This is a genomic window from Longimicrobiaceae bacterium (assembly GCA_035936415.1).
In the GTDB taxonomy this organism is placed as follows: Bacteria; Gemmatimonadota; Gemmatimonadetes; order Longimicrobiales; family Longimicrobiaceae; genus JAFAYN01.
Window position 1 is genome coordinate 1 of the sequence record DASYWD010000479.1, and the last position, 2,975, is coordinate 2,975.

The following is a 2,975-nucleotide window of genomic DNA, read 5'->3' on the forward strand; positions in this document are numbered from 1 at the left end:
GTGTGGCAGAGGTCGCGCAGCTCCGCCGCCCCGGCCCCCTCCAGCCGCTCCGCCCAGCGCCCGGCCAGCGCGCGCAGCGCCGGCTCCGTGCGCGCCGAGAGGAGGAGGAGCCGCCTCTCCCCGACCCCGGTGTAGACCGCCACCGGGGCCGGGAGGGCCGGGGGCTCCTCCACCACCAGGTGCACGTTGGTCCCGCCCAGCCCGAAGGAGTTGATCCCGGCCCGCCGCGGCCGCCCGGAGCGGGGCCAGGGGGTGCGCTCCAGCGGGATCCGGAAGGGAAAGCCCGCCGCCCGGATCTCCTCGGGGAGCTCGCGGAAGTGCAGGTGCGGGGGGATCTCTCCGTGCTCCAGCGCGAGCACCGTCTTCACCAGCCCGGCGATCCCCGCGGCCGGCTCCAGGTGCCCCACGTTGGTCTTCACCGAGCCCACCGTGCACGGCTCCCCCACCCGCGGGCCGCCGAAGACCGCCGTCAGCGCCTCCGCCTCCGCGAGGTCGGAGGCGGGGGTGCCCACCCCGTGCGCCTCCACGTAGTCCACCCCGTCCGGCTCCACCCCGGAGCGCTCCAGCGCCCGGCGGACCACCGCCGCCTGCGCGGCCGGGCTGGGAACGGTGAGCCCGGCTCCGCGCCCGTCCTGGTTGGTCGCGGAGCCCAGGAGCACCGCCAGCACGCGGTCGTCGTCGCGGAGCGCGTCGGCGAGCCGCTTGAGCACCACCACCCCGCACCCCTCGCTGCGCACGTAGCCGTCGGCCGCGGCGTCGAAGCTCTTGCAGCGCCCGTCCGCGGCGCTCATCCACGCCTGCGAGAGCCCCACCGCGGCCTGCGGCGAGAGCACCGCGCTCACCCCGCCGGCCAGCGCCGTCGAGCACTCCCCCGCGCGCAGCGCCTGGCACGCCAGGTGGACGGCCAGGAGCGACGACGAGCACCCGCTGTCCACCGCCAGGCCCGGACCCCGCAGGTCCAGGAAGCCGGAGACCCGGTTCACCGCCATGCACGTGGCGTTGCCGGCGGCGAAGTACGCGTTCACCCGCGCCAGGTCGCCGAAGCCGGTGGCCGCGTACTCGTTGGGCCCGACCCCCAGGAACACCCCGCCGTCGCCGCCGGCGAGCTGCTCCGGAGGGATGGCGGCGTGCTCCAGCGCCTCCCAGGCGACGGCGAGGAGGAGGCGCTGCTGCGGGTCCATGGCCGCGGCCTCGCGGGGCGAGACGTCGAAGAAGGGGGCGTCCATCTCCCACAACCCGGAAACGAAGCCGCCCCATCGGGTGCTGGCGGTCCCCGGCGTCCCCAAGTCGGGGTCGTACAGGGCGTCCGCGTCCCAGCGCTCCGCCGGCACCTCCGTGACGGCGTCCACACCGTCCCGCAGCAGCCGCCAGAACGCCGCCGGCCCGTCCGCGCCGGGGAACCTGCACCCGATGCCGACCACGGCGATCCCCTCCACGGGCCTCTCGGTCATCCCGCCTCCGCGAGCCACGGTCCGCTCCGCCTCAGGCCGCCGCGGCGGAGCGGACGAACAGGTCGACCAGGTCGTCGACGTTCTTCAGCTTCGCGAGCTCGGTGCGGGGCACGCGGATGCGCAGCTCGCGCATGGAACCGGAGACGATCTCCACGATGTCCAGGCTGCTGGCGCCCAGCTCCTTCATGGAGCGCGAGGTGTCGATCTCACCGGCCGGGAGGCCGTCCACGTTCATGCGGATGTTCCGGGTCACCACGTCCACGACGGCTTCACGCGTCATCTTTCTCGCTCCTTTGCATGGGTTGTTCAGGTCAGCGGATGTAGGCGGCCTCCACGGCCGCGCGCGTCTCCTCCCGCCCGAAGCACACCTGGTGCATCAGGTGCTCGGTCGTCATCGCCTCCTGGAGCGCTTTGCGGCGCGGCAGCGCCAGCGTCAGCTTCAGCATCTCCAGCACGTGGCGCGGCTTGTCGGCGATGCGGAGCGCCAGGTCCAGCGCGGCGCCCCACACCTGGTCCGCGGGGACCACGCGGTTGAAGAGTCCGCGCCCCTGCAGGTCGCGCCCGCGGAAGAGGGTGCCGGTCAGGATCATCTCGGCGGCCGGGAACGGCCCCGCCAGCGCGGGGAGGAGCCGCGTCGTCCCCATCCCCGGGGTGAAGCCCAGATCCACGAAGTTGACCCCGTAGCGGGCCCCCTCCGCCGCCACCAGGAGGTCGCAGCAGAGCGCCACCATCAGCCCTCCCCCCACGGCGTGCCCCTCCAGGGCGCCCACCACCGGAAGGGGGAATTCCAGGATTCCCTCGGAGAGGTGCAGGTCCTTCACGTCCACCGCGCCCTCCGCGAGGCGGTGCAGCGTCTCGAGCGGCGCCCCGGCGCAGAACACGTCGGGCCGCCCGGCCAGGAGCACCACCCGGAGCTCGGGGTCGCTGCGCAGCCCGGCGAGCGCGTCCATCAGCCCGTCGCAGACCGCGTCGCTCATCCGGTTGCGCCCCTCGGGGTCGTCGATGCGCACCTCCACGATCCCCGGCTCCAGCGTCTCCACCCGTACCACGCCGCTCACGATGCCCTCCGCGGCGGCCGGGCGAACCAGGCGGGGGCGAAGCCGTCCGCGAAGGCGCGGGCGCCCTCCAGCGCCTCCGGGTCGGCGAGCACCTCCAGCAGCCGGTCCACGGCGGCGGCGGCCTGCGCCTCGAGCGCCGCGCCCCCGGAGAGGGCGTCCAGGTGCCGCTTCTGCGCGGCGAGCGCGGCGGGCGAGGAGCGGAAGACCCGGCCGAGCTGCCGCTCCAGCGCGGCCTCCACCCCGTCCGCGGCCACCTCGTCCACCAGCCCCAGGGCGTGGGCCTCCGCCGCGCCCAGCGTCCGGCTCCCCAGCGACAGGGCGCCGGCGCGCCCCGGCGGGAGGCGGCGCAGCAGGAAGGGCGTGACCACCGCGGGGATCACCCCCAGCACCACCTCGGGGAGGGAGAAGCGCGCCTCCGGGGCGGCGATGACGAGGTCGCAGGCGGCGGCCAGCCCCACCCCGCCGC

The 2,975-nt window shown here is 75.7% G+C and carries 4 protein-coding genes; all 4 read right to left on the bottom strand.

What is annotated here, in order from left to right; all coding sequences use genetic code 11:
- Positions 1-1,451 (bottom strand): beta-ketoacyl synthase N-terminal-like domain-containing protein (locus tag VGR37_19420; GenBank protein ID HEV2149580.1); only part of this gene is annotated, 1,451 nt, incomplete at its 3' end.
- Between the two features lie 31 nt (positions 1,452-1,482).
- Complete coding sequence (locus VGR37_19425) at positions 1,483-1,731, bottom strand: phosphopantetheine-binding protein (protein ID HEV2149581.1); 249 nt, start codon at positions 1,729-1,731, stop codon at positions 1,483-1,485.
- 31 nt (positions 1,732-1,762) lie between these two features.
- Positions 1,763-2,509 (bottom strand): polyketide synthase, encoded by a 747-nt coding sequence (locus tag VGR37_19430; GenBank protein ID HEV2149582.1) that lies wholly within the window; start codon positions 2,507-2,509, stop codon positions 1,763-1,765.
- The coding region (locus VGR37_19435) for an enoyl-CoA hydratase-related protein (protein HEV2149583.1) at positions 2,506-2,975 on the bottom strand (470 nt) is incomplete at its 5' end. The genes VGR37_19430 and VGR37_19435, both read right to left, overlap by 4 nt.